Here is a 390-nt window from a genome sequence, read left to right on the forward strand (position 1 = left end):
TGGCAACCTCGGCAGCACAAGACTTTCGCTTGGCGAGGAGGTCGGTGATTTGCTGCTGCAGGCTGCGAGCCCGGTTATCAGCAACAACAACGGCATCCGATACCTGCTCAGTCTTGGATTTCGCATCGTCGGAGACTCGGTTGATGTCATTGGTGATCTCTCGCTGAATGCGCAGCGTGTTGGTCAGCGAATCCACTCGGGCGGTCGCGGTGTCGCGCTCGGCGGTTATGGTTGCTCGATCGTCCTTCACGCTATCGAGACGAAGCGATAGGTAACCGACAGCTGCGAGCGCTGCCAGCACTACCCACGCCCACGCGGGAACCAGCTTCAGCAACGCGTTCACGGGGTCTGCCGTTCTACGGCTTCGTTGACCTTCTCCGCTGCCTTGCT

General features: G+C 59.7%; 1 protein-coding gene. It reads right to left on the reverse strand.

Features of this window, described 5'->3' with window-relative positions; genetic code table 11:
• Positions 1-343, reverse strand: a 343-nt coding sequence (locus tag AC0T7J_RS25475; protein ID WP_473798598.1) for a hypothetical protein, incomplete at its 3' end; no start/stop codon positions are given.
• Positions 344-390 lie beyond the last annotated feature (47 nt).

This window comes from Pantoea sp. E956-1 (assembly GCF_982223955.1).